The organism is Microbacterium sp. BF1 (assembly GCF_019279095.1).
In the GTDB taxonomy this organism is placed as follows: domain Bacteria; phylum Actinomycetota; class Actinomycetes; order Actinomycetales; family Microbacteriaceae; genus Microbacterium; species Microbacterium maritypicum.
The window spans coordinates 1-2,464 of the sequence record NZ_JAGYWT010000378.1; the positions used below are offsets into that span (position 1 = coordinate 1).

Annotated in this window: 6 protein-coding genes and 1 tRNA gene; all 7 read right to left on the reverse strand. The window is 64.5% G+C overall.

The features are described from left to right. Positions 1–12 precede the first annotated feature (12 nt). On the reverse strand, positions 13–204 hold the full coding sequence (locus KZA10_RS18140) for a hypothetical protein (RefSeq protein ID WP_256934800.1): 192 nt from the start codon (positions 202–204) through the stop codon (positions 13–15). Next, positions 191–688, reverse strand: coding sequence for a DUF2017 family protein (locus KZA10_RS12360; protein ID WP_218683017.1), 498 nt, complete (start codon positions 686–688; stop codon positions 191–193). The genes KZA10_RS18140 and KZA10_RS12360 overlap by 14 nt, the downstream gene beginning before the upstream one ends. Next, positions 685–981: an ATP-dependent Clp protease adapter ClpS gene (gene clpS, locus KZA10_RS12365; protein WP_218683018.1), complete on the reverse strand. Its 297-nt coding sequence runs from the start codon at positions 979–981 to the stop codon at positions 685–687. Before clpS ends, KZA10_RS12360 begins: the two co-directional genes overlap by 4 nt. Further along, positions 978–1,325: a metallopeptidase family protein gene (locus KZA10_RS12370; RefSeq protein ID WP_081603925.1), complete on the reverse strand. Its 348-nt coding sequence runs from the start codon at positions 1,323–1,325 to the stop codon at positions 978–980. Before KZA10_RS12370 ends, clpS begins: the two co-directional genes overlap by 4 nt. 27 nt (positions 1,326–1,352) lie before the next feature. Then, positions 1,353–1,982, reverse strand: a complete 630-nt coding sequence (locus KZA10_RS12375) for a LysE family translocator (RefSeq protein WP_055868411.1) — start codon at positions 1,980–1,982, stop codon at positions 1,353–1,355. Positions 1,983–2,073: 91 nt separating this feature from the next. Further along, positions 2,074–2,146 (reverse strand) — tRNA-His (locus KZA10_RS12380). A 36-nt stretch (positions 2,147–2,182) separates the two neighbouring features. Beyond that, positions 2,183–2,464: oligoribonuclease (orn, locus tag KZA10_RS12385; protein ID WP_218683019.1), on the reverse strand; the 282-nt coding region annotated here is incomplete at its 5' end.

A 2,464-nucleotide genomic window follows, 5' to 3' on the forward strand; every position in this document is an offset into this window, starting at 1 on the left:
TCAGATCGGTGATCATCGCTGCTTCGCCATCCGTCGTTCGAGCCACGCGCTGAAGCGCGTGAGCGGGATCGTCACGATCAGGTACAGGATCGCCGCCATGATCAGCGGCGTCGCGTTGGTGTTCTGCTGAGCGTCTGCACCGGGAGCGGGACGATCCTCGTTCCCTCGCCACCCGAGTCGTCGAGGTTCCCTAGCGCCTTCCATCGGCGTCATCCGCCGCCTGGATGAGAACTTCCAGGCGGTAGCCGAGCCAGTCGTACACATCGTGACGACCGTCGGTTCCGGTCTCTTCGTCGGAGGTGATCCCCAGGCGAGCCGCGATCACGAGTCGAATGGCGGTGAGCGTGCGGAGCCAGGAGTCGAGGTCTGCAGTGGGGACCGAGAGTTCGCGCGTCAGGAGGGCCTCCGCCTCCTCGAGACCGTCACCACCCTCGGGGAGTTCTCGGAGCGCCGTCCGCATCAGGCGCGCATCGCTGAGTCGCCGATCGAGGAGGTCGTCTCGCGTGCTCTCCGCGAAGCCGGCAACGGAGGCGGGATCGTCGGGGTAGGGGTTCGGTGCCAGCCGGTCGATCGCGGGGTCCCCGACGTCACGCGAGGTGACGAGCAGCTCGAGGAAGTCATCCACGAGCTTCGCGAGGTGGTGCTCCTCGATGGCGGTGATCGGGACGATCACGGTGTCAGAGGTCATGACGTCGCCTTCCTGACCGTGGCCCAGAGCCCGAAGTCGTGCATGGCCTGTGCATGCAGCTCCATGGTCTCGCGCGGTCCGGTGGCCACGATCGCATGCCCGTCGTGGTGCACGGCGAGCATCAACGCCGTCGCGTGATCGAGGGAGTACCCGAAATACGTGCGGAAGACGCGCACCACGTAGCTCATCAGGTTGACGGGGTCGTTCCAGACCACCACCTGCCATGGCTCGAGGGGAGTAGCGCTCAGGTCGGTCACCTCATCGAGGTCGGGAACCGCTGTCGGGATCGTCACGCCCAGCCCATCTCATGCAACTGCTCGTCGTCGATTCCGTAGAAGTGCGCGATCTCATGGACCAGTGTGGTGTGGATCTCGTCGCGGAGCTCGTCGTCGGTCTCGCACTGCGCGAGGTGCGGTTCGCGGTAGACGACGATGCGATCGGGGAGTTCACCCATTCCGTACTGCGTCCGCTCGGTCAGCGCCAGGCCGTCGTAGAGCCCGAGCAGATCGAGGCTGCCGTCCTCGGGCCGATCCTCGACGACGAACACGACGTTCTCCAGCCCTTCGACCATGTCGTCGGGGAGGCGGTCGAGCTCGTCGATCACGAGCTCTTCGAAGGCGGCGGCATCCATGTCCATCATCTCCAGCCTAGGGGCGACGGATGGTCAGTGGAGGAGAACGAGAATCGCGGCCACCACGATGAACAGGGCGCCGAAGACCGTGTTGAGGACACGCTGCCCTCGCGCCGTGCGCGTGAGGCGACGGAAGGGGCGCGCGGCCGCAGCGAAGAACCCCCACATCACGATCACATCGACGACGATCACGGTGACGATGAGGGTGAGGTACTGGGGCAGTGGCGGCTCATCCAGCCGGACGAACTGCGGGATGAACGCCAGGAAGAAGACGATCGCCTTCGGGTTCAGCAGGTTGACCCAGAACCCCCGGCGGATCATCGACCAGTGGCTCTCCCTGGAATCGACCGGAACGGGAACGTCGTCGACCACGACCGCCGGCTTCGTGAGGATGAGACGTATCCCGAGGAACACCAGGTACGCCGCACCGGCATAGCGGATGCCGTTGAAGAGCACCTCCGAGCGAGAGACCAGCAGTCCGACGCCGGCGGCCACGACAGCCACATGGACGATCAACGCGATCTGCTGCCCGACGATGCCCCATATCGATCGTCGCCACCCTTGATTCATGGCGTTCGACATCGTGTTGATCGCACCGGCGCCGGGCGTGAAACTGATCACGACGGAGGCGGTCAGCAACGAGAACCAGACCGCGAGCGACACCCCGTCAGTCTAGAGCTCAGGAGGGGAACAGGCCGATCATGCGGAGATGCGAAGAAGGCCCGAACCTTGCGATTCGGGCCTTCTTCAGGAGGGTGAGTAACGGGACTCGAACCCGCGACATCCGGCACCACAAGCCAGCGCTCTACCAGCTGAGCTATACCCACCATGTGCCCACCGGAGCAGGCAACCATACGAGTGTATTACATGTTCGAAGTGAACTCGGACACCGTGCGCGAAGCGATCTCCCGTGCCTCGTCGCTGGACGGCCCCGGCTCATCGACGAACACCGCTTCGCGGTAGTACCGGAGCTCCCTGATCGACTCGAGGATGTCGGCGAGCGCACGGTGACCGCCGTCTTTGGCGGGGGCCTGGAAGAACACCCGCGGGTACCAACGGCGCGAGAGCTCCTTGATGCTGGAGACGTCGACGTTGCGGTAGTGCAGCCACTGATCCACCTGCGGCATGTACTTCGCCAGGAACAT